21 protein-coding genes and 2 pseudogenes are annotated in these 24,319 nt (G+C 72.1%); 13 read left to right on the plus strand and 10 right to left on the minus strand.

Going from position 1 to position 24,319, the window contains the following annotated elements:
• Positions 1–8 precede the first annotated feature (8 nt).
• A complete protein-coding gene (locus ACZ5TL_RS20490; protein ID WP_468591418.1) occupies positions 9–608 on the minus strand; it encodes a class I SAM-dependent methyltransferase in 600 nt (199 codons plus the stop codon).
• A gap of 153 nt (positions 609–761) precedes the next feature.
• On the opposite strand from ACZ5TL_RS20490, the gene ACZ5TL_RS20495 reads away from it, so the two are divergent.
• The 5 genes from ACZ5TL_RS20495 (at position 762) to ACZ5TL_RS20515 (ending at position 5,796) form a co-directional block, all read left to right on the plus strand.
• Entirely contained in the window at positions 762–1,535 is a 774-nt protein-coding gene (locus tag ACZ5TL_RS20495) for an MHYT domain-containing protein (protein WP_468591420.1), read from the plus strand.
• 148 nt (positions 1,536–1,683) lie between these two features.
• Positions 1,684–4,218, plus strand: a complete 2,535-nt coding sequence (locus ACZ5TL_RS20500; protein ID WP_468591421.1) for a sensor histidine kinase — start codon at positions 1,684–1,686, stop codon at positions 4,216–4,218.
• Complete coding sequence (locus tag ACZ5TL_RS20505; protein ID WP_468591422.1) at positions 4,215–4,652, plus strand: roadblock/LC7 domain-containing protein; 438 nt, start codon at positions 4,215–4,217, stop codon at positions 4,650–4,652. Before ACZ5TL_RS20500 ends, ACZ5TL_RS20505 begins: the two co-directional genes overlap by 4 nt.
• A 22-nt stretch (positions 4,653–4,674) precedes the next feature.
• Positions 4,675–5,085, plus strand: a complete 411-nt coding sequence (locus ACZ5TL_RS20510) for a DUF742 domain-containing protein (RefSeq protein WP_468591423.1) — start codon at positions 4,675–4,677, stop codon at positions 5,083–5,085.
• Positions 5,086–5,190: 105 nt separating this feature from the next.
• A complete protein-coding gene (locus ACZ5TL_RS20515) occupies positions 5,191–5,796 on the plus strand; it encodes a GTP-binding protein (RefSeq protein WP_468591424.1) in 606 nt (201 codons plus the stop codon).
• Between the two features lie 15 nt (positions 5,797–5,811).
• Here the strand turns inward: ACZ5TL_RS20515 and ACZ5TL_RS20520 are convergent, their stop codons facing one another.
• A complete protein-coding gene (locus ACZ5TL_RS20520; RefSeq protein ID WP_468591425.1) occupies positions 5,812–6,240 on the minus strand; it encodes a PPOX class F420-dependent oxidoreductase in 429 nt (142 codons plus the stop codon).
• 104 nt (positions 6,241–6,344) lie between these two features.
• On the opposite strand from ACZ5TL_RS20520, the gene ACZ5TL_RS20525 reads away from it, so the two are divergent.
• The 4 genes from ACZ5TL_RS20525 to ACZ5TL_RS20540 all read left to right on the plus strand — a co-directional run bounded on the left by ACZ5TL_RS20525 (position 6,345) and on the right by ACZ5TL_RS20540 (position 8,832).
• Positions 6,345–6,758 carry a roadblock/LC7 domain-containing protein gene (locus ACZ5TL_RS20525; RefSeq protein ID WP_468591426.1) on the plus strand — a complete coding sequence of 138 codons (414 nt, stop codon included), beginning with the start codon at positions 6,345–6,347 and terminating at the stop codon, positions 6,756–6,758.
• 125 nt (positions 6,759–6,883) lie between these two features.
• Positions 6,884–7,849, plus strand: a complete 966-nt coding sequence (locus ACZ5TL_RS20530; protein ID WP_468591427.1) for a DUF6397 family protein — start codon at positions 6,884–6,886, stop codon at positions 7,847–7,849.
• 55 nt (positions 7,850–7,904) lie between these two features.
• The gene (locus ACZ5TL_RS20535; protein WP_468591428.1) at positions 7,905–8,036 is read left to right on the plus strand and encodes a hypothetical protein; all 132 of its coding nucleotides are present in this window, start codon (positions 7,905–7,907) and stop codon (positions 8,034–8,036) included.
• 10 nt (positions 8,037–8,046) lie between these two features.
• Positions 8,047–8,832 (plus strand): Fpg/Nei family DNA glycosylase, encoded by a 786-nt coding sequence (locus ACZ5TL_RS20540; RefSeq protein ID WP_468591430.1) that lies wholly within the window; start codon positions 8,047–8,049, stop codon positions 8,830–8,832.
• A gap of 104 nt (positions 8,833–8,936) precedes the next feature.
• Here ACZ5TL_RS20540 and ACZ5TL_RS20545 read toward each other — a convergent pair whose 3' ends face one another.
• The 3 genes from ACZ5TL_RS20545 to ACZ5TL_RS20555 all read right to left on the minus strand — a co-directional run bounded on the left by ACZ5TL_RS20545 (position 8,937) and on the right by ACZ5TL_RS20555 (position 13,404).
• Complete coding sequence (locus ACZ5TL_RS20545) at positions 8,937–9,833, minus strand: DMT family transporter (protein ID WP_468591574.1); 897 nt, start codon at positions 9,831–9,833, stop codon at positions 8,937–8,939.
• Between the two features lie 132 nt (positions 9,834–9,965).
• Positions 9,966–10,838 (minus strand): acyl-CoA thioesterase, encoded by an 873-nt coding sequence (locus ACZ5TL_RS20550; protein ID WP_468591431.1) that lies wholly within the window; start codon positions 10,836–10,838, stop codon positions 9,966–9,968.
• A gap of 37 nt (positions 10,839–10,875) precedes the next feature.
• The gene (locus tag ACZ5TL_RS20555; RefSeq protein ID WP_468591432.1) at positions 10,876–13,404 is read right to left on the minus strand and encodes a DEAD/DEAH box helicase; all 2,529 of its coding nucleotides are present in this window, start codon (positions 13,402–13,404) and stop codon (positions 10,876–10,878) included.
• A 147-nt stretch (positions 13,405–13,551) separates the two neighbouring features.
• Here ACZ5TL_RS20555 and ACZ5TL_RS20560 point away from each other — a divergent pair, with 147 nt between their 5' ends.
• Positions 13,552–14,346, plus strand: a complete 795-nt coding sequence (locus tag ACZ5TL_RS20560) for a metal-dependent hydrolase (RefSeq protein WP_468591433.1) — start codon at positions 13,552–13,554, stop codon at positions 14,344–14,346.
• A gap of 249 nt (positions 14,347–14,595) precedes the next feature.
• On the opposite strand, the gene ACZ5TL_RS20565 is transcribed toward ACZ5TL_RS20560, so the two are convergent.
• From ACZ5TL_RS20565 to ACZ5TL_RS20580, 4 genes are all read right to left on the minus strand, one after another.
• The gene (locus tag ACZ5TL_RS20565; protein WP_468591575.1) at positions 14,596–14,841 is read right to left on the minus strand and encodes a type B 50S ribosomal protein L31; all 246 of its coding nucleotides are present in this window, start codon (positions 14,839–14,841) and stop codon (positions 14,596–14,598) included.
• 36 nt (positions 14,842–14,877) lie between these two features.
• Positions 14,878–15,348: a DUF5709 domain-containing protein gene (locus ACZ5TL_RS20570; RefSeq protein ID WP_468591434.1), complete on the minus strand. Its 471-nt coding sequence runs from the start codon at positions 15,346–15,348 to the stop codon at positions 14,878–14,880.
• Positions 15,349–15,571: 223 nt separating this feature from the next.
• Positions 15,572–17,353 (minus strand): ABC transporter ATP-binding protein, encoded by a 1,782-nt coding sequence (locus tag ACZ5TL_RS20575; RefSeq protein ID WP_468591435.1) that lies wholly within the window; start codon positions 17,351–17,353, stop codon positions 15,572–15,574.
• The gene (locus tag ACZ5TL_RS20580; protein ID WP_468591437.1) at positions 17,350–19,227 is read right to left on the minus strand and encodes an ABC transporter transmembrane domain-containing protein; all 1,878 of its coding nucleotides are present in this window, start codon (positions 19,225–19,227) and stop codon (positions 17,350–17,352) included. Before ACZ5TL_RS20580 ends, ACZ5TL_RS20575 begins: the two co-directional genes overlap by 4 nt.
• Before the next feature lie 246 nt (positions 19,228–19,473).
• Between ACZ5TL_RS20580 and ACZ5TL_RS20585 the strand changes: the two are divergent.
• Positions 19,474–20,175, plus strand: a pseudogene (locus ACZ5TL_RS20585) (peptide-N4-asparagine amidase); the annotation flags it as partial.
• A 163-nt stretch (positions 20,176–20,338) separates the two neighbouring features.
• Positions 20,339–21,743 (plus strand): annotated as a pseudogene (locus tag ACZ5TL_RS20590) (cation:dicarboxylate symporter family transporter).
• A gap of 197 nt (positions 21,744–21,940) precedes the next feature.
• Here the strand turns inward: ACZ5TL_RS20590 and ACZ5TL_RS20595 are convergent.
• Entirely contained in the window at positions 21,941–22,390 is a 450-nt protein-coding gene (locus ACZ5TL_RS20595) for a MarR family winged helix-turn-helix transcriptional regulator (protein WP_468591438.1), read from the minus strand.
• A gap of 87 nt (positions 22,391–22,477) precedes the next feature.
• Here ACZ5TL_RS20595 and ACZ5TL_RS20600 point away from each other — a divergent pair, with 87 nt between their 5' ends.
• Positions 22,478–24,280, plus strand: a complete 1,803-nt coding sequence (locus ACZ5TL_RS20600; protein WP_468591440.1) for an ABC transporter ATP-binding protein — start codon at positions 22,478–22,480, stop codon at positions 24,278–24,280.
• The last annotated feature ends 39 nt before the right edge of the window (positions 24,281–24,319 follow it).

The raw sequence follows: 24,319 nt of genomic DNA on the forward strand, positions 1-24,319 counted from the left end.
GAGCCGGCTCAGTCCGCGCGGACGGCGAGCGCCAGGAAGCGGGAGTCCTCGTCGGCGTACGACCTCAGGCGCCATCCGGAACCGGCCAGTAGCGGGCGGAGGTTGGGTTCGGCGCGCAGGTCGTCCGGGGTGAGCGGGCGGCCGTGGCGGGCCGCGAGCGCCGCCCTGCCGATCGGGTGGAACAGCGCCAGCAGACCGCCGGGGCGCACCACACGCGCCAGTTCGCGCAGGTTCTCGGCCGGACTCGGCAGATGCGAGATGAGTCCCGCCCCGAACACGGCGTCCAGCGAGCGAGCGCGCAAGGGCAGCGCGGCCACGTCCGCGAGCAGCAACAGCCCGTCATGGTCGCGTCCGGCCCTTACCGCCTCCCGCAGCATGGCCGGGGTCAGATCGGCACCGAGAACCACTCCCGAGGGCCCCACGGCGGCTCGCAGGGGCGGCAGGGCGCGTCCGGTGCCGCAGCCGGCGTCCAGCACACGGTCGCCCGCCCGCAACCCGAGTTCCGCGACCGCGGCGGCGTAGGCCGGACCGTCGTCCGGGAACCTGCTGTCCCAGTCGGCGGCGCGGGCGGTGAAGAACTCCTGGACACGCGTCTGGTCGTCGCTCATGTACCGCATGATTCCTCACCGGCACGGATGGATGCCTCTGTGCACATGTTCGAGCGTGACTCGATCGTTCCGGTACATCCTTGCGTCATATTCCAGCACCTTTCGAAAGGTGCCCCCTTCGCGCGCCTGTGCCGGGTCTAGCGTCCCGGGGCCATGGGACACCTGGACCACGCCGCCCTGGGGTGGCTGACCCCCGCGCTGTCGTACGTGATGGCCTGCATAGGCGCCGCGCTCGGACTGCGCTGCACCGTCCGCGCGCTCGCCGCCACCGGGCGCTCGCGCCGCAACTGGCTCCTCACCGCCGCCTCGGCGATCGGCACCGGCATCTGGACCATGCACTTCGTGGCCATGCTCGGCTTCGGCGTCACCGGCACCGACATCCGCTACGACGTGCCGCTCACCCTCCTGAGCCTGCTCGTGGCCATGGTCGTCGTCTGCGCCGGCGTCTTCGCCGTCGGTTACGGGCGGGACCGCGGCCGGGCCCTCTTCGTCGGCGGGCTCACCACCGGCCTCGGCGTCGCGAGCATGCACTACCTGGGCATGGCGGCCGTCCGCCTGCACGGCGACGTGACCTACGACCCGGTGCTCGTCGGGCTCTCCGTCCTGATCGCCGTCGCCGCCGCGACGGCGGCCCTGTGGGCGGCGCTCAACATCAAGTCGCCCGTCGCGGTCACCATCGCATCCCTGATCATGGGCGCGGCCGTCAGCAGCATGCACTACACCGGGATGTTCGCGGTGGGCGTGCGCGTGACGCCCTCCGGGGAAGCCCTGACCGGGGCCACGGCGATGCAGTTCATCTTCCCTCTCGCCGTCGGCCTCGGGTCCTACCTCTTCCTGACCTCGGCGTTCGTCGCGCTGTCGCCGACCGCAGGGGAGCGCGAGGCGTCCGCCTCGGCCCAGCGGCCGGTCGAGAGCGTCGCCCCCTAGCGCGCGGCCCGGCGGCCCGAGCGGCCCGCCCCGCGGCCCGCGACGTGTGCTCGAAGCCGGACGCCGCCCCGAGCCCGGACGCCGCCCCGAGCCCGGACGGGCCTGAGTGCCGCGGCTCGCCCCCGACCCACTCCCGAGCGAGGAGTCCATGCGTACACCCCGTAGGCCCCCCACAACCGGCGCCCAGGCGCCGCCCCCGCCCGTGCGCGGCCGCCGCGCGCACGCCGGACCACCGGCCGACGAGGGCCCCGAGGCGCCCTCGGACGCCGCATCGGACGGGACACCCCCGCGCGCGGAGCGCCGCCACCTGCGCCCGCGTACCGTGCGCGCCAAGATCGTCTGTCTGCTGATGGTGCCGGTCGTCTCCCTCCTGGGCCTGTGGGCCTACGCCACCGTCACCACCGCCCAGGACGTCTCCCGGCTGCGGCAGGTCCAGCGTGTGGACGGCGCGGTCCGCGCCCCCGTCTCCGCGGCGGTCGCGGCCCTCCAGGCCGAACGCGCCGCAGCGGTACGCGCCGCCACCGACCCCTCCGCCGTGGCGAACGACGAGCTGGACGAACTCGCCCGGCGCAGCGACCGGGCCGTCGCGAAACTGCGGCTCGGCGAGGACCACACCGTCGCCGACAGCGAGGAACTCCCCGCCGCGGTCGCGCGCCGGATGGAGGAGTTCGTCACCGGTGCCGAGCAGCTGCGGCCGCTGCGGACAGCGGTGCTCGACCGCCGTGTGGGCTGGGACGAGACGTACGAGCGGTACACGAGCACCATCGCGTCGGCCTTCGGCGCGGTCGGCTCCCTCACCGGCATCCAGGACGCGGCCCTCGGCTCCGACGCGCGCGTGCTGCTCGAGTTCTCCCGCGCGGGAGAGGCGCTGGCCCAGGAGGACGCGGTCCTGGCGAGTGCCCGCGTGACCGGCACCCTCACCGGGGAACGGCTCCGGTTGTTCACCGGCGCCGTCCACCTGCGCCGCACCCTCACCGAGTCCTCCGCGGCGGACCTGCGCGGCACCGAACGCGCCGCCTGGAACAGCCTCGCCGACAACGGCGCCTACGACACCCTGGGCGCCGTCGAGGACAAGGTGCTGGCGGCCGGGCCGGGCGCCCGCGCGGTGGACGCGGTCCCCGAGGAGACCTGGAGCACGGCCCACACGCGCGTGCAGAACGGTATGCGCATCATCGAGGACGACGCGGCCCACGCTGTCGCACAGCGGGCCGATCCGTTCACCCGAGGTCTGCTCACCCCGGCCGGCGCCGCCGTCCTGCTCGGGCTCGCCGCCGTGGCGGCCTCGCTCTTCATCTCCGTCCGCATCGGACGCGGCCTCGTGGTGGAGCTGGTGAGCCTGCGCAACAGTGCCTTGGAGATCGCCCGGCGCAAACTTCCCGACGCCATGCGCAGACTGCGCGCGGGCGAGGAGATCGACATCCGGGCCGAGGCACCGCCGAGGGCACCCGCGGAGGATGAGACCGGGCAGGTCGCCGAGGCCCTCGGCACGGTCCACCGCGCAGCGCTGCGGGCCGCCGTGGAGCGCGCCGAACTCGCCAGCGGCATCTCCGGTGTCTTCGTCAACCTCGCCCGCCGCAGCCAGGTCCTCGTCCACCGGCAGCTGAGCCTCCTCGACAGCATGGAACGCCGCTCCGACGACCCGAACGAGCTGAGCGACCTCTTCCGCCTCGACCACCTCACCACCCGCATGCGCCGCCACGCGGAGAGTTTGATCATCCTCTCCGGAGCCGCCCCGGGCCGGGCCTGGCGCATGCCCGTCTCCCTGACCAACGTGGTCCGCGCGGCCGTGTCCGAAGTCGAGGACTACGCGCGTGTGGAGGTACGGCATCTCCCCGAGGCGGCCGTCGTCGGCGCGGCCGTCGCCGACCTCACGCACCTGCTGGCCGAGCTCCTCGAGAACGCCGCCCAGTTCTCTCCGCCCCACACACGCGTACGCGTCACCGGCGAACCCGTCGGCAACGGTTACGCCGTCGAGGTCGAGGACCGAGGCCTCGGCATGGGCAAGGAGACCCTCGCCGAGGCCAACCGCCGCATCGAGCAGTCCGAGGCGCTCGACCTGTTCGACAGCGACCGGCTCGGCCTGTTCGTGGTCAGCAGGCTCGCCGCCCGGCACGACGTCAAGGTCCACCTGAGGACCTCCCCGTACGGCGGCACCACCGCGGTCGTCCTGCTGCCCACCGCCCTGCTGCACACCGGCGCGCCGGAAGCTCCCCCCGCCGAAGCGGCCCCCGCGCCCCACGCCACGGAACGCGCCTACGCACACGTGCCCGACGGCACCCTGCTCCAGGACGCCGTTCCCGCACAGGCCGACCGGCGCGCCCTCGTGGCACCCGTACCGGCCGTCGCCGAGACCGCGGTGCCCACGGAGACCACGAGCCACACCCCACCCTCAGGAGTCGCCACCTTGCGACTGCACCGCCCCCAGGAGCAGCCCGAAGACTCCGACGACCTCCCGCGTCGGGTACGACAGGCCAGCCTCGCCCCTCAACTGCGCGACGGGCGCCCCGAGGAGCCGCCACCGACGCTCGCGCCCCGGGACGACGAACGCACCCCGGAACTCGTACGGGACCGCATGGCGGCCTACCGCGACGGCTGGGCCCGCGGCGGCGGCAGGCAATCCGGCCGCGGCGCGACGCCCGGCCCCGCGACGGCCGGCGACGGCAGTGAAGGAGACCCCGCATGATCCAGGAACCGAGTACACACACCGCCAGGCGCTCCGGCGAACTCGACTGGCTGCTGGACGACCTCGTGGTCCGCGTGAGCCAGATCCGGCACGTCGTGGTGCTGTCCAACGACGGCCTTGCCATGGGCGCTTCGAGCGACCTGCGCCGCGAGGACGCCGAGCACCTGGCCGCGGTCGCCTCGGGCTTCCACAGCCTCGCCAAGGGAGCGGGACGGCACTTCGGGGCCGGCGGTGTCCGCCAGACCATGGTGGAGATGGACGAGGGCTTCCTGTTCGTGGCCGCCGCGGGCGACGGCTCCTGCCTCGCCCTCCTCACCGCCGTGACCGCCGACATCGGCCTCGTGGCCTACGAGATGGCCCGCCTGGTCAAACGTGTCGGCGAGCATCTCGGCACCGCGCCGCGCGTCGGCGCACGGCCGCCCGCCGGCGGATGAACAGAGAGAACGGTCCGCGCAGATGACCGAGGACATGACCGGCACCCCGCTCGACCAGGGCAGCCAGTGGTACGACAACGAGGCCGGCCCGCTCGTCCGCCCGTACGCCATGACGGGCGGACGGACCCGGCCCGGCCCCACAGGCGTGCGGTTCGACCTGATCGCCCTGGTCACGCTGGACCCGGGCGCACCCGGCGTGGACGACGCCCCGCTCGGCCCGGAACACCGCAACCTCATCGGCCTGTGCCGCACGGAGACCCAGTCGGTCGCCGAACTCGCCGCCGGCGCGGACCTGCCCGTCGGCGTGGTCAGGGTCCTCCTCGGCGACCTCCTCGAACTCGGCTGCGTCACCGTCAGCCGCCCCGTACCGCCCGCCCAACTGCCCGACGAACGCATCCTGCGCGAGGTGATCGAGGGCCTGAGGGCGCTGTAGAGACCAACTCCCACACGCCTACTCCACCCGTGTGCACTCCACCCGTACGCACGTAACCCCCGTACGCACGTCACCCGTTGGCGGCACTCCCGAGAGAAGTGATCAATGGTCTCCGAGCACTCCGACGCCGCAGACGGCGACAATGCCGCGCTGGCGTTGAAGATCCTGGTCGCCGGTGGGTTCGGCGTGGGCAAGACCACCCTGGTGGGCGCCGTGAGCGAGATCCGGCCACTGCGCACCGAGGAACTGCTCAGCGAAGCGGGCCAGATGGTGGACGACACCGACGGCGTGGACCACAAGACCACCACGACCGTCGCCATGGACTTCGGACGCATCACCATCCGGTCCGGCCTCTCCCTGTACCTGTTCGGCACGCCGGGCCAGGACCGGTTCTGGTTCCTCTGGGACGAGTTGTCGCAGGGCGCGCTCGGCGCGGTGGTCCTCGCGGACACCCGCCGCCTGGAGGACTGTTTCCCCGCCGTCGACTACTTCGAGCACCGGCGCATCCCGTTCGTGGTGGCGGTCAACTGCTTCGCGGGCGCCCGGCAGCACGGCGCCCAGGGCGTCTCGCGCGCCCTCGACCTCGACCGGGGCACACCCGTGGTGCTGTGCGACGCCCGGGACCGCGACTCGGGGAAGGAGGTGCTGATCCGGCTCGTCGAGTACGCCGGGCGGATGCACACCGCCCGGCTTCTCGACTCGGTCGGCTGACCGGGACTTGCGCGGTCAGTCGGCGACGTCGGCCTCCGCCAGGACCTTGTCGATGGTGACGCGGACGAGGAGTTCGCCCGGGACGCCGTTGCGGGCGCCGAACTCCTCGGCGCGATCCTCGCCCATGTACCGGGCGCCGATGCGGGTGGCCCAGTGCCGAATCTCGTCGAGGTCCTCCGAGACGCGGGCGCGGCCCCGCACCACCACGAAGGAGTACGGCGGCCGGTCGTCGTCCACGCACAGGGCGACCCGGCCGTCCCGGACGATGTTGCGCCCCTTCACGCTGTCCTTGCCGGTGTTGAACACCAGCTCGTCCCCGTCCAGCACGAACCAGACCGGGACCACGTGGGGGCTGCCGTCGGCCCGGACCGTGGACAGCTTTCCGGTGCGGGTGCCGTGGGAGACGAACTCCCGCCATTGCGCGTCGGTCATCTTCTCTGCCATGGCTCCCATCCTCCTTGCCCCGGCAGCGGTCGTGGGTAAGGCTGGCGTGGAGATCCTCCGGCAAGGAGGAGAATCGCACGGGGAGAAAACGGGGAGAACGGAACATGGCGCAGAACCAGGGACTCGACTGGCTGCTGGACGACCTGACCGAGCGCGTCCACGAAGTGCGGCACGCACTGGTGCTGTCCAACGACGGCCTGGTGACCGGGGCGAGCACGGGGCTGCGCCGCGAGGACGCCGAGCACCTCGCGGCCGTGTCGTCCGGCCTGCACAGCCTGGCCAAGGGATCGGGACGGCACTTCGGCGCGGGCAGCGTACGCCAGACGATGATCGAGTTCGACGACGCGGTGCTCTTCGTGATCGCGGCCGGCACGGGCAGCTGTCTGTGCGTCCTCAGCGGTGCGGAGGCCGACATCGGCCAGATCGCGTACGAGATGACACTTCTGGTCAACCGGGTGGGTGAGCACCTCGACGTGGATGCGCGCCACCTTGAACGGAAACCGATGACAGACCTCTGACCTGGACGTTCGTCATCCCCGCGGAGTTATCCACAGGCTCACCACGAGGTGCGCCGAAACGGCTACGGTCGTTTCACGGCGATCGCACACGGCGTGAGCCGCCGACTCCACGGGGGAGACCGACCATGTCAGGCACCAGCACCAAAACCGGCCGCTTTTCCTGCGCCCCGAGCCGGGCCGCCCGCGAACTCGGCCTCAAGCGCGGCGAGTTCGACCTGGCGGTCAACCTCGGGCTCATCCGGACCGTTCCCGGCGAAGGCGGCGGAGGGCCTCGCGTGGCCCGCGCCGAGATCGACCGGCTGCGCACGGAGGACGGCTTCCCGGACGGCCTGCGCCGGCGCGTCACGACGGTCGGCACCACCGAGGGCGCCGCGCGCATGAACGTGACGCCCACCAGGTTCACGAGCCTCGCTCGCTACGGCCTGCTCGTGCCCGTGACGTTCTATCTCAACCGCTATCGGACCGTCGTCTGGCTGTATCTGGCCGAGGAACTGGAGCAGTTCGCGGCCGAGCAGAGCAGCGTCCGGCTGCTGACCGGCCGCCGTGCGCCCGCTGCGATCCGGGAGGGGCAGAAGTCCGGGCTGGACCGCAGGCCCCGCAACTGGCGGGGACGCCACGCCGGCTTCCTGACACGGCAGGCGGGGGACGACCCCTGGGCACGGGCGGCAGCCGTCGCCTGCCTCCTCGACCCCGACGACGTGGCGGACGTCGTCGAGGACCCCCACGAGCGCGCTCACCTGGACCGCTGCCGCCCCCGGCTTCCGTCGCACGGCGCCCCCGGTTCTCCGGCCGCCGATCTGGCCGAGACGCTCATGACGGCGGGCGAGCCGGACGAGGTGGCGTGGTTCCGCGCGGACCTGGCCCACACGATGGAGACGGCCCGCAGGCAGAGCCCGGCACCACGTCCGGTCCCCGCCCTCGTCCCGGACCCCGTCCCGGACCTCGCCCTGCAGCAGTCGCCCGCCCCGGCACCACCACCCCTGGCCCCCGCGCCTTCGCACGGCCTGCCGCGCTGGCTCCGCCGCAGAGGCCGGCGGCGGCCGGCGGAATGCCCCGGCGGTGCTGCGACACCCCGTCCGGCTGACCGATGAGCTTCCGGATGCGTACAGGTCGGCACTCCAAGGACACTGTGTCCAGGAGGCGACCATGTTCGGTAGTACAAGGGCGTTCAGCGGCTTCTCCGTGAACGCGATCCGCGTCTTGCGCGGCGGCGACCCGCTGACCGCCTGGTTCACGGACCCGACGGGGAACGTGCCGTCCGTGCTCCACGAAACCTGACGCCCCGGTCATGCCCGAGCTCCCCGACGTCGAGGGCTTCCGGCAGGTGCTCGAGTCCTGCGCGAAAGGGCGGGTTATCCGGCACGTCGACGTGCGGGACGCGGGTGTCCTGCACGGGGTCGACGAGAGGCGGCTGCGTGACGCGCTGGAGGGGCGGCGGTTCGGCACGCCGGAACGGCACGGCAAGTGGCTGTTCGCCCGTACCGGCGGATCCACCCTCGTGCTGCACTTCGGCATGACCGGCCGGCTGGTCTGCGGGCAGTCCGAAGATGCGGTCCAGGCGCATGACCGGGTCCTGTTCACCCTGGGCGGCGGCCGACAGTTGCGCTTTCGTGACCAGCGCAAACTCCAGGGGCTCTGGCTGGCCCACGACGAGTCCGACATCGACCGGCTGCTGCGGCGGCAGGGACCCGACGCGATGGCGGTCGAGCGCGGGGAGTTCGAGGCCGTGCTCTCGTCACGTCGCGGGCACCTCAAGACGGCGCTCACCGACCAGTCCGTTCTCGCCGGACTCGGGAACCTGCTCGCCGACGAGATCCTGTGGCGCGCCCGGCTGCGCCCCGACCGCCCGGCGCGTGATCTCACCGAGGCCGACCGCCGTCGCCTGTACGGCGAGATGCGGCGCACCCTGCGCTCATCGGTCTCCGCCGGCTGCGTGCCGCCGCGCGGCTCCTGGCTCACTGGGCACCGCGACGACCCCGACCCGAGATGCCCACGCTGCGGCACCGGCCTGCGGCGATCCCGGATGGCAGGCCGCGGCACGGTGTGGTGCCCGCGGTGCCAGCCGGACGGGTGACCCGGCTGCAACCGTCACCCCGCCTGCTCGAACGACCGGTAGCCAGCAAGCCAGCAAGCCAGCAAGCCAGTCAGGCAGCCGGCCAGCCGGCGGCCTCCTCGCGCTCAGGGCGCGGCAGCCGTCTCGCGCTCCTCGTCCGGGGCCACCAGCGACTGGGTGAGCGGGATCCGGGCGAGTGCGAAGACCCCGGCGGCGATCAGTGCGACGCCGAACAGCTCGGGCAGCAGCCACCACCCGGAGCGGATGGTCTCCTCGTACAGGAGGAGGCCGAGGGCGAGGCTCACCAGCGCGTCGCCGAGGGTGAGGGCGGGCTGCGAGGCGACCAGCGGGCCGGCCTGCATGGCGTTCTCCAGCAGGAACAGCGCACACACGCCGGTGGCGGCGAAGGCGTAGGTCTGCCAGGCGGTGAGGAAGGCGACGAGTCCCTGGTCGTCGAGGATGTGCGTGGCGGCCTTCATCAGGGCGGCGGTCACGGCGTAGCTGATCGCCGTGGCAGTGCCCAGGCATGCCGCCCGGGCGCGGCCCTCCGGGTGCCGGAGGGCGGCCAGCGACAGGGCGACGACCACCCCCGCGCACACGGCGAGTGCGGGAATCCAGCGGTCCAGCGCGACGTGGGTGCGGTTGCCGGTGGGGGAGGCGGCCGCGAGCGCGATCGCCAGGCCGGCCACCACCACCGTCACGGCCAGCCAGCCCCTGCCGGGCAGATGCCGGTGCATCAGCAGCGAGGCGACGACGAGGGTGAGCGGCAGCTCAAGCACGAACAGCGGCTGCACGATCGTCAGCGGGCCGGTGGCCAGTGCCAGCGCCTGGAGGACGGCGGCGCCGATCACCGCGAGGATGCCGGCCAGCCAGACGGGCCGCCGCAGCAGATCGGCGATCAGCCCGGCCCGGAACCCCTGGGAGCTCGGCACGGTGAGCGCCGCCTTGCGCTGCAGCACCGTCGCGACGGCGTTGCCGAAGGCCGCGCAGATCGCGAACAGGACGGGGAGCACGGTGTGCAGCGTGGTCACCTCCCGGATCGGCGGACGTGCGGCACCGGCTGGGCCTCCTCCTGCCATGGTCGCCGGATCCGGCCTCGGGCGCGATCGGGAGATCCGCGGAGCGCGGGCTTCCCTGCCGGGCGAAGGGCGAGGTCAGCCCAGCTTCCGGAAGAGCCCTTCCTGCACGACGGACACGACCAGCCGGCCCTCCTGGTCGTAGATCCGGCCCCGGGCCAGACCACGGCCGCCGACCGCGATCGGCGACTCCTGGTCGTAGAGCAGCCAGTCGTCCGCGCGGAACGGCCGGTGGAACCACATGGCGTGGTCCAGCGACGCCATGTCGAAGCCGCGCGGCCCCCACAGCGGCTCCACCGGGATGCGGACGGCGTCCAGGAGGGTCATGTCGCTGGCGTAGGTGAGGGCGCAGGTGTGGACGAGCGGGTCGTCGCCGAGCGGCCCGACCGCTCGCATCCACACGGCGCTGCGCGGCTCGGCGTCCCGGACCTCCTCGGCGGTCCAGCGCAGCCGGTCGACGTAGCGGATGTCGAAGGGCTGGCGCCGCGCCATCCGCTCCAGTTGCTCGGGCAGTGTGCCCAGGTGCTCGCGGATCTCGTCCGTGACCGTGGGCAGGGATTCGGGGTCCGGGACTTTGCGGGCGGGCGGCAGCTGGTGCTCGAAGCTGCCCTCCTCCGGCTTGTGGAAGGAGGCGGTGAGGTTGAAGATCGTGCGGCCCTGCTGCACGGCCGTGACCCGGCGGGTGGTGAACGACCGCCCGTCGCGCACGTGCTCGACCTGGTAGACGATCGGCACGCCCGGCCGGCCCGGGCGCAGGAAATAGGCGTGCAGCGAGTGCACGGGGCGGTCGCCCTCGGTGGTGCGGCCGGCGGCGACCAGCGCCTGGCCGGCCACCTGGCCGCCGAAGACCCGCTGCAGGGACTCCTGCGGGCTGCGGCCGCGGAAGATGTTGACCTCGATCTGCTCCAGGTCGAGCAGGTCGACGAGCCTCTCGGCCGGGTTCGTCGTCATGGGTGGGATTCTCCTGTGCTCGCTGCTGCCCGGCCGGTCAGAGCTGGCCGACGTCGGTGACCCGGACGACCGCGCGGCCCTCCGCGTCCGAGGCGGTGAGGTCGACCTCCGCGCTGATGCCCCAGTCGTGGTCGCCGTTCGGGTCGTGGAAGATCTGCCGGACCCGCCACAGGGCGTTCTCCGGCTCCTCCTCGATAAGGAGCAGCTTGGGGCCGCGGGCGCCGGGGCCGGTGCCGAGGTCGTCGTACTCGTCCCAGTACGTGTCCATCGCCTCGCCCCACGCGTCGGCGTCCCAGCCGGACTCCGCGTCCATCTCGCCCAGATCCCCGACCTGGTCGAGGGCGGCGAGCTCGACGCGGCGGAACATGGCGTTGCGGACCAGGACGCGGAAGGCGCGCGCGTTGGCGGTGACCGGCTTGACCTCGTCGGCCTTCTCCTGGGCCTCCTCGGCGGTCATCACCTCGGGGTTGGCGAGCTGCTCCCACTCGTCCAGCAGGCTGGAGTCCACCTGGCGCACCATCTCGCCCAGCCACGCGATCAGGTCTTCCAGATCCTCGGACTTGAGGTCGTCCGGGACGGTGTGGTCGAGGGCCTTGTAGGCGCTGGCCAGGTAGCGCAGCACGATGCCCTCGGTGCGGGCCAGCTCGTAGTGGGACACCAACTCGGTGAAGGACAGGGCCCGCTCGTACATGTCCCGGATGACGGACTTCGGCGACAGCGGATGGTCGCCCACCCAGGGGTGGCTCTTGCGGTAGGTGTCGTACGCGTGGAAGAGCAGTTCCTCCAGGGGCTTCGGGTACGTGATGTCCTGGAGGCGCTCCATGCGCTCCTCGTACTCGACGCCGTCGGCCTTCATCGCGGCGACGGCCTCGCCGCGTGCCTTGTTCTGCTGGGCGGCGAGGATCTGCCGGGGGTCGTCGAGCGTCGACTCCACGACGGACACCATGTCGAGCGCGTACGACGGCGACTCGGGGTCGAGCAGTTCGAACGCGGCGAGTGCGAACGTGGACAGTGGCTGGTTGAGCGCGAAGTCCTGCTGGAGGTCGACCGTGAGGCGGACGATGCGGCCTTCACCTTCCTCCCCTTCGGCGGCCTGCTGGTCGAGCTTCTCGACGATGCCGCCGTCGAGCAGCGAACGGTAGATCGCGATGGCGCGGCGGATGTGCCGCAACTGCTGCTTGCGCGGCTCGTGGTTGTCCTCCAGCAGGTGGCGCATCGCTTCGAAGGCGTTGCCGGGGCGGGCGATCACCGACAGCAGCATGGTGTGCGTCACCCGGAACCGGGAGGTCAGCGGCTCCGGTTCGGAGGCGATGAGCTTCTCGAAGGTCTGCTCCGACCACGCGACGAAGCCCTCGGGGGCCTTCTTGCGGACGACCTTGCGGCGCTTCTTCGGATCGTCGCCCGCCTTGGCGAGCGCCTTCTCGTTCTCGACGACGTGCTCGGGCGCCTGCGCGACGACGAAGCCCTCCGTGTCGAAGCCGGCCCGCCCGGCACGGCCCGCGATCTGGTGGAACTCCCGGGCGCGCAGGGTGCGTACGCGGGTGCCGTCGTACTTGGTGAGGGCCGTGAACAGCACCGTGCGGATGGGGACGTTGACGCCCACGCCGAGGGTGTCGGTGCCGCAGATGACCTTCAGCAGGCCGGCCTGCGCCAGTTTCTCCACCAGACGCCGGTACTTGGGCAGCATGCCGGCGTGGTGCACGCCGATGCCGTGCCGGACGTAACGGGAGAGGTTGCGGCCGAACTTGGTGGTGAAGCGGAAGTTGCCGATCAGCTCGGCGATCCGCTCCTTCTCCTCCCGCGAGCACATGTTGATGCTCATCAGCGCCTGCGCCCGCTCCACCGCCTGGGCCTGCGTGAAGTGCACGATGTAGACGGGGGCCTGCCGGGCTGCCAGCAGGTCGGTCAGCGTCTCGGTGAGCGGGGTGTAGCGGAACTCGTAGGACAGGGGCACCGGGCGGGTCGCCGAGCGGACCACCGCCGTCGGGCGGCCGGTGCGGCGGGTGAGGTCCTTCTCGAAGAAGGAGACGTCGCCGAGCGTCGCCGACATCAGCACGAACTGTGCCTGCGGCAGCTCCAGGATCGGGATCTGCCAGGCCCAGCCGCGGTCGCCCTCCGCGTAGAAGTGGAACTCGTCCATCACGACCTGGCCGACGTCCGCGTGCTTGCCGTCGCGCAGCGCGATCGACGCGAGGACCTCGGCGGTGCAGCAGATGACGGGGGCGTCGGCGTTGACCGACGCGTCTCCGGTCAGCATGCCCACGTTCTCCGTGCCGAAGATCTTGCACAGTTCGAAGAATTTCTCCGACACCAGCGCCTTGATCGGAGCCGTGTAGAAGGTGACCTCGTCCCGGGCCAGCGCCGCGAAGTGCGCGCCCGCCGCGATCATGCTCTTGCCGGAGCCCGTGGGCGTCGACACGATCACGTTCGCGCCGGAGACCACCTCGATCAGTGCCTCCTCCTGGTGGGGGTAGAGCGTGAGACCCCGCTCGCCGGCCCACGACTCGAAGGCTTCGTACAGGGCGTCGGGGTCGGCGGTCCGCGGCAACTGATCGATGAGGGTCACGCCCCCCATCTTGCCTGGCCCGGTGCCCGATGCGGGAATCGGCTGCGGGCCCGAAGATCACGAACGCTACGCTGGGGCGCCGACGGGAACGTCAGCGCACCCGGTCAACTGGACAGCGGCACATGAGGAATGGGGCGGGCAACGGCCATGATGGGACCAGCACACTCACTGTCGGGCGGCGCGGCCTGGCTCGGCGTCGGCGCGGCCGCCGCGGCGGCCGGGCACCCGATGCCCTGGCCGGTCCTCCTCGTCGGTGCCCTGATCTGCGCCGGAGCCGCCCTCGCCCCGGACCTCGACCACAAGGCGGCAACCATCTCCCGGTCCTTCGGACCGGTGTCGCGCTGGCTGTGCGAGATCGTCGACAAGCTGTCGTACGCCGTCTACAAGGCCACCAAGAAGCAGGGCGACCCGCGCCGCTCCGGCGGGCACCGCACTCTGACGCACACCTGGCTGTGGGCGGTGCTGATCGGTGCGGGCACCTCGGCCGTGGCGATCACCAGTGACCGCTGGGGCGTGCTGGCGGTCCTCTTCGTGCACATGGTCCTGGCCATCGAGGGCCTGCTGTGGCGGGCGACGCGCGGCTCCAGCAGCGAGGTCCTGGTGTGGCTGCTGGCCGCGACCACCGCGTGGATCCTCGCGGGCGTGCTGGACAAGCCGGGCAACGGCGCCGACTGGCTGTTCACCGCGCCGGGCCAGGAGTACCTGTGGCTGGGGCTGCCGGTCGTGCTGGGCGCGATCGTGCACGACATCGGGGACGCGCTGACCGTCTCCGGCTGCCCGATCCTGTGGCCCATCCCCGTCGGCCGCAAGCGCTGGTACCCGGTCGGGCCGCCGAAGTTCATGCGGTTCCGGGCGGGCAGCTGGGTCGAGCTCAAGGTGCTGATGCCGGTGTTCATGCTGCTCGGCGGGGTGGGCTGCGCGGCGGCGCTCAACGTGATCTGACCCCGGCCCCAGCCGGCGGGCCGGGTCCGGCTTCCTTCCGAGTCGGCAGGTCTGTGCGCCGGCAGGTCCGTGCTGCTTCCGGGCCGGCAGGTCTGTTCGCTTCTTCCCGTGCGCCGGCAGGTCCGGGTGTCTCCCCGAGCCCGACAGTCCGTGGCTTCACCAGCCGCAGCTCCGGGTCCTCCCTGAGCCGCAGGTCCGTGCGTTTCCCCCGCCGCAGGCCCGTGCGCTCCCCGAGCCCGAAGACGCGCCTCAGCCGCTGCCGTACCGCCGCTCGAACGCGGCGACCCGGCCCTCCGTGTCCACCGTGCGGGCCCTGCCCGTGTAGAAGGGGTGGCTCTCCGAGGAGATCTCCACGTCCACCACCGGGTAGGTCTCGCCGTCGTCCCACGCGATCGTCTGCTCGCTGGTCGCGGTGGACCGGGTGAGGAACGCGTAACCGGCGGCGCGGTCGCGGAAGACGACGGGGTGGTAGTCGGGGTGCTTGTCCTGCTGTATGGATGCTCCTCCAGCGGCTCGGGCCGGTTTCCGCGGTCAGCCGGACAGGGTGTCCTCGTCGACGATGTGCACGGCGGCCTCCTCGGCGGACGCCGCGGCCCCGTCGATGCCCACGTCCGTGGCGACCAGCGCGGCCTCCTCGTCCTCGTGGGCGCCCTCGTCGGGGGCCACGAGCCGGCCGGAGCGGGCCGCGCCGACCTCGTTGTCCAGGAGTTCCCCGTCGGTGCCCGCGCAGTCCCCGAGGCCGTCACCGTCCGGGGCGACGGGCTCCGGCAGCTCCTCGGAGAGCCGCTGGTCCAGCGTCTCGCCCCGCTGCCGCTCGGCCGCCGTCACACCGAGGTGCTCGACGGCCCAGGGCCGCTCCGGAGGGGACCAGCCCCGGTCCAGGGGATCGTCGACGCCGTCGTTCTCCAGGGTGTCCTCGGCGTCGAGCAGCCCCGTGTCCTCTCTCTGCTCGTCTTGATCCGGCTGGTAGACGTCGTCTCCCCAGCCGTCGGAGCTGTTCACGGGTACCTCCAGGGGGTGGGGACGGGCCCGTTCTCACGAAGGCCCGCGCCGGGCCGCCGCCGCACGGTGCACCGGCGCCGCCCGTCGCTGGACCACTGCCACGGTCCCCGGGCGTTCCCCGAGCCGGTGCCTGCTTCCAGCCTTCCACCGAGCCTCGGGACCGCGCAACGCCAAGGACTCACCAGCACGTGCCCCCGCCCCCGGGGCCCTCACCCGTGCCGGTTCACCCGTGCCAGGACCTCCACAGCGCCGCGTACGCCCCGTCCGCCGCGACCAGCTCCTCGTGACTGCCCAGCTCGCTGATCCGCCCGTTCTCGACCACGGCGATGACGTCCGCGTCGTGCGCGGTGTGCAGCCGGTGGGCGATGGCGATCACGGTACGGCCGTCGAGGACCCGGGCCAGGGAACGCTCCAGGTGGCGGGCGGCGCGGGGATCGAGCAGGGACGTCGCCTCGTCCAGGACCAGCGTGTGCGGGTCGGCCAGCACCAGGCGGGCCAGGGCGATCTGCTGGGCCTGTGCGGGAGTGAGCGCCAGGCCCCCGGAGCCGACCTCGGTGTCCAGGCCGTCGTCGAGCGCCCTGGCCCAGCCGTCCGCGTCGACCGCGCCCAGCGCCGCCCAGAGCTCGGCGTCGACCGCCCCGGTCCGGGCGAGCCGGAGGTTGTCGCGCAGGGAGCCCACGAAGACGTGGTGCTCCTGGTTGACCAGCGCCACATGGGAGCGCACGCGCTCGGCGGGCATCCGGGACAGCTCGGCGCTGCCCAGGGTGATCCGGCCGTCCCGGGGCGCGTAGATCCCGGCGAGCAGCCGGCCCAGCGTGGACTTGCCCGCACCCGAGGGGCCGACCAGGGCCAGCCGGGTGCCGGGGGAGACCTCCAGGGACACCTTGCGCAGGACGTCCACGCCCTCCAGGTACCCGAAGTGCACCCGGTCGGCGTGCACATGGCGCCCCTCGGGGACGACCGTGGCGTCGCCCGCGTCCGGCTCGACGTCCCGGACCCCGACGAGCCGGGCCAGCGACACCTGCGCCACCTGCAGCTCGTCGTACCAGCGAAGGATCATGCCCACCGGGTCGACGAGCATCTGGGCGATCAGCGCGCCGGTCGTGAGCTGGCCGACGTCGATCCACCCGTTCAGGGCGAACACGCCGCCGATCATCAGGACCGAGGCGAGCACGGTGAAGTGGGTGATGTTGACGACCGGGAAGAGCACCGACCGCAGCCAGAGCGTGTACCGCTCCCAGGCGGTCCACTCCCGGATCCGGCGCTCCGACAGCGCGATACGGCGGTCACCGAGACGGTGGGCCTCGACGGTACGCCCGGCGTCCACCGTCTCGGAGAGCGCTGCGGCCACGGCGGCGTACCCGGCGGCTTCCGAGCGGTAGGCCGAGGGCGCCCGCCGGAAGTACCAGCGGCAGCCGACGATCAGCAGCGGCAGGGCGACCAGCACGGCGAGCGCCAGCGGGGGTGCCGTGACGACCAGTCCTCCCATCAGCAGGACCGCCCACACCACACCGATCGACAGCTGCGGCACGGCCTCGCGCATCGCGTTGGCCAGCCGGTCGATGTCCGTCGTGATCCGGGACAGCAGGTCACCGGTCCCGGCCCGCTCCAGCACGCCGGGCGGCAGGGCGACCGACCGCACGAGGAAGTCCTCGCGCAGGTCTGCCAGCATCCGCTCGCCCAGCATCGCGCCGTGCAGCCGCACCTGGCGGACGAACACGGCCTGGACCACCAGCGCGGCCACGAAGAGCCCCGCGGTGCGTTCCAGGCGCAGGTCCCGGGCACCGTCGGACACCCGCTCCACCAGTCCGCCCAGCAGCCACGGACCGGCCATCGAGGCGATGACGGCCGCTGCGTTGACGGCGACCAGCAGCACGAACGCCCGGCGGTGGCGCCGCAGCAGTTCGGTCACGTAGGCACGGACGGTCGCGGGGACGCCGACCGGCAGGGTGCTCGCCGTGGTCGGGGCCGCCGGGTCGTACGCCGGTGGCGCGACGCCGATCATGCCTTCTCCTCGATCTCTTCCAGTTCGTGCAGCACGTCGTCTTCTCGTAGTAGGTCTTCTCGCAGTACGTCGTCCTGCAGTACGTCTTCTTGCGGTACGCCGTCGAGAACGGCCCCGCCGGACCGCACGTGCGGGGCGGCCTCGTCGTCGGTCTCGCGGGTGACCACCGCCCGGTAACGGGGCTCGGCGTGCACCAGTTCGCGGTGGGCGCCGACCGCCACGACCTCGCCCTCGTGCAGGAACACGACGCGTTCGGCGCGGTCCAGCAGCAGCGGGGAGGAGGTGAACACCACGGTCGTGCGCCCCGCGCGCAACTCCCGTACGCCCTCGGCGATCCGGGCCTCGGTGTGCGAGTCGACGGCCGAGGTCGGCTCGTCGAGGACCAGCACCTGGGGGTCCGTGAGCAGCGACCGGGCGAGCGCGAGCCGCTGCCGCTGACCGCCGGACAGGGACCGGCCGCGTTCGGTGATCCGCGCGTCCATGGGGTCGGCGGCGTCCAGCGAGCCCTGCACCAGCGCCGCCAGCACGTCGCCGCACTGCGCGGCCGCCAGCGCATCCCGCGGCTCGACGTCGTCCGAGGCGGGTACGTCGAGCAGCTCGCGCAGCGTGCCGGACAGCAGGACCGGGTCCTTGTCCTGGACGAGGACGGCCGTACGGGCGCTGTCCAGCGGGAGTTCGTCGAGCGGCACACCGCCCAGCAGCACCGAGGTGCCCTCCTGGGACGGGTGCCCGCCCAGCCGTTCCGCCAGCCGGCCCGCCGCGTCCGGGTCGCCGCACACCACGGCCATGAGCCGGCCGGCCGGTGCGAGCAGCCCGCTCTCCGGGTCGTACAGGTCCCCCGCGGGGACGCCGGCCGCTCGCGACCCGGCGGTGTCCGTGGCCCGCTCCAGCGCCAGCACGCCCGCGGTCCGCCTGGCGGAGGGCCGGGAGAAGGAGTACGCCATGGCGATCTCCTCGAAGTGCCGCAGTGGATAGGTGAGGATCATGACCGAGCTGTAGACGGTGACCAGTTCACCGACGGTGATCCGGCCCTGGCGCGCCAGATGCACGCCGTACCAGACGACGGCGATGAGCAGCAGACCGGGCAGCAGGACCTGGATCGCGGAGATCAGGGACCACATCCGGGCGCTGCGCACGGCCGCGTGGCGGACCTCCTGGGATGCGCGGCGGTAGCGGTCGAGGAAGAGTTCCTCACCGCCGATGCCGCGCAGCACCCGCAGACCGGCGACGGTGTCCGAGGCGAGTTCGGTGGCGCGTCCGGCCTTCTCACGCTGCACGTCGGCACGCCGGGTGGCGCGGGGCAGCAGCGGCAGGACGGCGAGCGCCAGCACGGGCAGGCCCACGGCGACGACCACGCCGAGGGCCGGCTGGTAGACGAGCAGGCCGACGCAGACCAGTACGACGGTGATCAGGGCCGCGGTGAACCGGGACAGGGCCTCCACGAACCAGCCGATCTTCTCGACGTCACCGGTGGAGACCGCCACGACCTCACCGGCCGCGACGCGCCGGGTCAGTGCCGAGCCCAAGTGGGCGGCTTTGCGGGCGAGCAGCTGCTGGACGCGCGCGGCCGCCGTGATCCAGTTGGTGATCGCGACGCGGTGCAGGAGGGTGTCGCCGACCGCGCTGCCGGCGCAGGCCAGCGCCAGCAGACCGCCCGCCAGGGCGAGTCCCGTGCCGGAGCGGTCGACGACGGCCTGCACGGCGGCGCCGACGCAGAACGGCAGCGCGGCGACGGAGGCGAAGTGCAGCAGCCCCCAGGCCAGCGCCTTGAGCTGCCCGCCCAGCTGGTTCCGGAAGAGCCACCTCAGGAATCGGGGACCCGAACGCGCGTCCGGCACGCCCGGGTCGGGGTACGGAAGGTCTTGAATCTGCATGACGTCCCAGTGGCTCGGGTCAGGGGGATGGGGAGAAGGCCGAAGGCAACAAACCGTGACAGGTTCGCTTCGCCGCGAGGCCGGGGGCAACAGGTTTTCCGTTCACCGGCCGGAACCGGCCGACAGGGGTGGGACGGGGGCCGCCTCGGCCCGCCGGTGCTCATTGCGGAGGTGGCGGACTCCCCGTAGTACACCGCCCATGAAAAGACGGATCGTCATGTCGATGCTCGCCGGGGCGACCCTCCTGGCCTCCTCAACGACGGCCGTCCGCACCGGTTCGAGGTCTCGGTGGCCGGCGTGCCCGAGGGGCGGACCGGCTGGAGCACGCCTGTGAACGTCCTGGTCTGGCAGTGCGAGCGGCGCGAGCAGGTCACCTGGAACTCACCGCACACCAGGAAGGTGACCTCACCGGCTCCTCGGCGTACACGCCGGGTCCGGGAGCACCGGGTGGACGCCGAGGGCGCCCACCGGCTCACCGTCGCCGGATGCGTCGACACCTCGCACGGCCGCGTCAGGACCGCCGTCAGCCGCTCACTCGCCTACCGTTCCGCGCACCGCTGGGCCGACGGCGAGACGAGCGACGGGCGCGAAGCCACCCGGAGCGACGACGAGTCGGTGACCGTCGACGGCCGCACCACGCGCACGCACCGGACTCACATGAGGGACGGCACGACCACCCTCGGCGCGGGCGACCTGCTGCGCACCGCGCTGACCCTCGGGGACCGCGCCAATACCGTCGAGACACGGGGCACGAGGCGCAGTGCATGGTCCCGGCTCGACCACATCTCCACGGGCGACGCGACCTGCACCGCGAACGTGCCCCGCGACCAGGGCCTCGCGGTCGGCACCACGAGCGAGCGCTACCGGCTGTACGGCTCGCACGGCTGCTACGACCAAGCGCTGACCACCGCGCAGGGGGTGCTCACCGGAGACCGCAGCCGCCGCTGAGCGCCGTGTGGCACGCGCCACCCAAGGCACTTTTACGTGGCTGAAACGCTGCGGTCTCGTGCGTGATCAAGAGGCCCTCCAGGGTGATGGATCACGGAAGTATCTTTCCGTATCGCAGAAGTCGCCTCCGGCTTCTGTGTCTCCCGTCCCCTGAGGAGGCCTCGTGCCACCGTCCGTACCGTCCCTGCCGCGGCGCGTCGCACGCCCCCTGCGTAGCTCACTCTTCGCGCAGGTCCTCTGCGCTCTCGTCCTCGGAATCGCCGTTGGAAAGCTGTGGCCGGACACGGCCACGGCTCTCCAGCCGCTCGGCGACGGTTTCACCCGGCTCATCAAGACGGTGATCTCACCGCTGGTGTTCTGTGTGGTCGTCGTCGGCATCGCCAGGGCCGGCGACCTGAAGGCCTTCGGCCGGATCGGCCCTGATCTGGTTCGAGGTCGCCTCCACGACCGCCCTGGTGATCGGTCTCGTCGCCGCCAACGTCGTCGGCCCCGGCAGGGGCATGAACGTCGATCCCTCCTCCCTGAACACCGCGGCGGTGGACGAGACGACGGGCGGCGGCCAACTGCCCACGACGACCGAGTTCGTCCTGAACGCGCTGCCGCAGAGCTTCGCCGGGGCCTTCGCCGAGAACGAACTGCTCCAAGTCCTCATCCTGGCCTGCCTGGTGGGCGCCGCCCTGCTGCACCTCGGGCACACCAGGGTGCCGAAGATCCTGCCCGCCGTCGAGCAGGCCCAGGAGATCATCTTCGCGGTCGTGGGATTCGTCATGCGGCTGGCCCCGCTCGCCGTGTTCGGCGCGATGGCCCACCTGGTCGGCAACTACGGCCTGGGCGTGATGGAGACGTACGCCAAGCTCATCGTGCTCTGCTACGTCGCCGCGGCGCTGTTCGTCGCCCTGCTCGCGGTCGCCCTGCGCATGGTGACCGGGCTCAGCCTGTGGAAGTTCCTGCGCTATATCCGCGAGGAGATGCTGCTCGCGCTCGGCACCGCCTCCACCGAGTCCGTCATGCCGCGCGTGATGCAGAAGCTGCGCCGGGCCGGCGCCCGCGACGACGCCGTGGGTCTGGTGCTGCCCACGGGGTACTCCTTCAACCTCGACGGCGCCTCGCTCTACCTGTCCATCGGCACGCTGTTCATCGCCCAGGCGGTGGGCGTGGACCTGAGCCTGAGCCAGCAGGTCACCGTGGTGCTGGTGCTGATGCTGACCAGCAAGGGCATGGCGGGCATCCCCGGCTCGGCGTTCCTGGCGCTGTCCGCGACCGCCTCGTCCCTGGGCGCCATTCCGGCCGGAGCCGTCGCTCTGCTGCTCGGCGTGGACCGCATCATGGACTCGATGCGGGTGGTCACCAACCTGCTCGGCAACTGCGTCGCCGTCTTCGCGGTGTCCCGCTGGGAGGGGGCCCTGGACACCGCACGGGCGAAGAGGACGCTCGACAGGGAGGAGACGGATCCGCCGGAGGACGCCGACGGCGGCGAGGTCCCGGCGGCCGCGCCGGCGACGGCCGGGAACCCGGCGCCGGGCATCCCCGGCCAGAAGCCCAGGGAACCCGCAGCCGAGGTTGGTTGACGGAGGGATTGACGGACGGATTGACGGACACCGGAACCGGCCGCGGCCACCGCTCCAGCAGGACGAGCGGCGGCCGCGGCCGGTCCACGGTCCTCCGCGGCCGCCTGCGCGCTGCCCGCAGCTCGCGCAGCGCGCCCCGGGCCATCGTCCGTGAGCCACTGTGAATCGGCCGCGGCCGGTTCACATGTTCCGCGGTGTCAGCAGGACTTCACCGGTGTTCCGTCAATGAGGGTGTCCAGCAGCCCGCCGAGCGCCTCCCGCTGATCCTCCGTCAGCGGCGCGAGGATCTCCTCCGCGGCCGACCTGCGCGCCGCCCGCAACTCGCGCAGCGCGCCCCGGCCGTCGTCCGTGAGCTCGATGCGGATGACCCGCCGGTTGGCCGGGTCCGGGACCCGCCGCACCTTGCCGTTCGCCTCGAGCCCGTCGACCAGCGTGGTCACGGCCCGCGGCACCACCTCCAGGCGCTCGGCCAGGTCGGCCATGCGTGGCGGCGTGCCCCAGTGGGCGAGCGTGCGCAGCAGCCGGGACTGGGCCGGGGTGATGCCGAGCTCGCGCTGCTCCAGATGGCGTTTCTGAATGCGGTGCACCCGGCGCGTGAGCCGCAGCAACTGCTCGGCGAGAAGGCCGTCGGGGTCGGGCGTGGTCATGCGGGAACATTATCAGGATGCGGTTCATTGTGAGTATAGGTAACAATGAGCTGCGATCCGATCCGCCGCACCCTCACGTAGGAGCCCATGCATCCCGATCACGAAGCCCCCTGGACCCCGCCGGCCGACGCGAAGGAACAGCCCCGGCAGGTCCGCCGCATCCTCAGGCTCTTCCGCCCCTACCGGGGCCGCCTCGCGATCGTCGGCCTGCTGGTCGGCGCCGCGTCGCTGGTCTCGGTCGCCACGCCCTTCCTGCTGAAGGAGATCCTCGACGTCGCCATCCCCGAGGGGCGTACGGGCCTGCTCAGTCTGCTGGCCCTCGGCATGATCCTCAGCGCCGTCCTCACCAGCGTCTTCGGTGTCCTCCAGACCCTGATCTCCACGACGGTCGGCCAGCGCGTCATGCACGACCTGCGCACCGCCGTCTATGGCCGCCTCCAGCGCATGTCCCTCGCCTTCTTCACGCGCACGCGCACGGGTGAGGTGCAGTCCCGCATCGCCAATGACATCGGCGGCATGCAGGCCACCGTCACCTCCACCGCGACCTCCCTGGTCTCCAACCTGACCAGCGTGATCGCCACGATCGTCGCGATGCTCGCCCTCGACTGGCGCCTGACGGTCGTCTCGCTGCTGTTGCTGCCGGTGTTCGTGTGGATCAGCCGACGCGTCGGCAACGAACGCCGGAAGATCACCACCCAGCGCCAGAAGCAGATGGCCGCCATGGCCGCCACGGTCACCGAGTCGCTCTCCGTCAGCGGCATCCTGCTCGGCCGCACGATGGGCCGCTCCGACTCGCTGACGAAGTCCTTCTCCGACGAGTCCGAGGAACTCGTCGACCTGGAGGTGCGGTCCAACATGGCCGGCCGGTGGCGCATGGCCGTCATCACGATCGTCATGGCCGCCCTGCCCGCCGTCATCTACTGGACCGCCGGCATGGCCTTCCAGTTGGGCGGCCCCAAGGTCTCCATCGGCACGATCGTCGCCTTCGTCTCGCTCCAGCAGGGCCTCTTCCGCCCGGCCGTGAGCCTGCTGTCGACCGGTGTGCAGATCCAGACCTCGCTCGCCCTGTTCCAGCGCATCTTCGAGTACCTCGACCTGCCGGTCGACATCACCGAGCGCGCGGATCCGGTCCGCCTCGACCGGATCAAGGGCGAGGTCCGCTTCGAGAACGTCTCCTTCGGCTACGACGACCAGGGCGTCCCGGTCCTCGACGGCATCGACCTCAACGTCCCGGCCGGCGGCAGCCTCGCGATCGTCGGTCCCACCGGCGCCGGCAAGTCCACCCTCGGCTACCTGGTGCCCCGCCTCTACGACGTGACCGGCGGCCGCGTCACCCTCGACGGGGCAGACGTCCGCGACCTCGACTTCGACACCTTGGCGCGCGCGGTCGGCGTCGTCTCCCAGGAGACCTACCTCTTCCACGCCTCGGTCGCCGACAACCTGCGCTTCGCCAAGCCCGACGCCACCGACGAGGAACTGCACCAGGCGACGAAGGCGGCGCAGATCCACGACCACATCACGTCCCTGCCCGACGGCTACGACACCGTCGTGGGTGAGCGCGGCCACCGCTTCTCGGGCGGGGAGAAGCAGCGCCTGGCCATCGCCCGCACGATCCTGCGCGACCCTCCGGTCCTCATCCTCGACGAGGCCACCAGCGCGCTGGACACCCGCACCGAGGCCGCCGTTCAGGACGCCATCGACGCGCTGTCGGCGAACCGCACCACGCTGACCATCGCCCACCGGCTGTCCACCGTGCGGGGCGCCGACCAGATCGTGGTCCTCGACGCGGGGCGCGCGGTCGAACGCGGCACGCACGAGGAACTTCTGGAGCGGGACGGCCGGTACGCGGCACTCGTACGCCGGGACGCCCAACTGGAACCGACAAGATGAAAATATGCCGGGTTTATGACGATATGCGGGTTACCGTGC

The sequence above is a fragment of the Streptomyces sp. NPDC033136 genome (assembly GCF_055578235.1).

Bases quoted from the DNA above. Each gene is read 5' to 3' on its own strand.
- ACZ5TL_RS20490 (WP_468591418.1), bottom strand. From the start codon at position 608: ATGAGCGACGACCAGACGCGTGTCCAGGAGTTCTTCACCGCCCGCGCC.
- ACZ5TL_RS20495 (WP_468591420.1), top strand. From the start codon at position 762: ATGGGACACCTGGACCACGCCGCCCTGGGGTGGCTGACCCCCGCGCTG.
- ACZ5TL_RS20500 (WP_468591421.1), top strand. From the start codon at position 1,684: ATGCGTACACCCCGTAGGCCCCCCACAACCGGCGCCCAGGCGCCGCCC.
- ACZ5TL_RS20505 (WP_468591422.1), top strand. From the start codon at position 4,215: ATGATCCAGGAACCGAGTACACACACCGCCAGGCGCTCCGGCGAACTC.
- ACZ5TL_RS20510 (WP_468591423.1), top strand. From the start codon at position 4,675: ATGACCGAGGACATGACCGGCACCCCGCTCGACCAGGGCAGCCAGTGG.
- ACZ5TL_RS20515 (WP_468591424.1), top strand. From the start codon at position 5,191: ATGGTCTCCGAGCACTCCGACGCCGCAGACGGCGACAATGCCGCGCTG.
- ACZ5TL_RS20520 (WP_468591425.1), bottom strand. From the start codon at position 6,240: ATGGCAGAGAAGATGACCGACGCGCAATGGCGGGAGTTCGTCTCCCAC.
- ACZ5TL_RS20525 (WP_468591426.1), top strand. From the start codon at position 6,345: ATGGCGCAGAACCAGGGACTCGACTGGCTGCTGGACGACCTGACCGAG.
- ACZ5TL_RS20530 (WP_468591427.1), top strand. From the start codon at position 6,884: ATGTCAGGCACCAGCACCAAAACCGGCCGCTTTTCCTGCGCCCCGAGC.
- ACZ5TL_RS20535 (WP_468591428.1), top strand. From the start codon at position 7,905: ATGTTCGGTAGTACAAGGGCGTTCAGCGGCTTCTCCGTGAACGCGATC.
- ACZ5TL_RS20540 (WP_468591430.1), top strand. From the start codon at position 8,047: ATGCCCGAGCTCCCCGACGTCGAGGGCTTCCGGCAGGTGCTCGAGTCC.
- ACZ5TL_RS20550 (WP_468591431.1), bottom strand. From the start codon at position 10,838: ATGACGACGAACCCGGCCGAGAGGCTCGTCGACCTGCTCGACCTGGAG.
- ACZ5TL_RS20560 (WP_468591433.1), top strand. From the start codon at position 13,552: ATGATGGGACCAGCACACTCACTGTCGGGCGGCGCGGCCTGGCTCGGC.
- ACZ5TL_RS20575 (WP_468591435.1), bottom strand. From the start codon at position 17,353: ATGATCGGCGTCGCGCCACCGGCGTACGACCCGGCGGCCCCGACCACG.
- ACZ5TL_RS20580 (WP_468591437.1), bottom strand. From the start codon at position 19,227: ATGCAGATTCAAGACCTTCCGTACCCCGACCCGGGCGTGCCGGACGCG.
- ACZ5TL_RS20595 (WP_468591438.1), bottom strand. From the start codon at position 22,390: ATGACCACGCCCGACCCCGACGGCCTTCTCGCCGAGCAGTTGCTGCGG.
- ACZ5TL_RS20600 (WP_468591440.1), top strand. From the start codon at position 22,478: ATGCATCCCGATCACGAAGCCCCCTGGACCCCGCCGGCCGACGCGAAG.